Here is a 370-nt window from a genome sequence, read left to right on the forward strand (position 1 = left end):
CGGCGTCGACAAAGGTGTCGAGGCGGCGTCGGGCTTCGGTTTCACCGGCTGGCCAGAGGGCACGCAAGCTGTCGTTGGGAGAATCGAAACCCTCGACACGGGAGGGCGGTTCGTCGCTGCTGATATCCAATGGAGCCTGAAGGGCGGGTGCAGCGACCAATCCGGGCAATGAAGCGTGCAGGCGTTCGTAGCAGACCTTGCGAAACTGGCTGAAGACCTGGAAGTAGGTTCCGGTTCTGGTGAGCACGGTGCCTGGCTTGAACAGCAGTCCGCTGCGCTTTTTTGCGCCTGGGCCTGGCTGTCGGTCAGCGCCGCCTGACGCAGCTTGATGGTCGCCTCGGCGCTGTTGGCCGTATTCCTCGTTGACGTG

General features: G+C 63.0%; 1 protein-coding gene. It reads right to left on the minus strand.

Features of this window, described 5'->3' with window-relative positions; translation table 11 throughout:
- Positions 1 to 370: hypothetical protein (locus tag AC1DCY_RS27975; RefSeq protein ID WP_477356120.1), on the minus strand; the 370-nt coding region annotated here is incomplete at both ends.

The organism is Lysinibacillus sp. 10T31 (assembly GCF_056394365.1).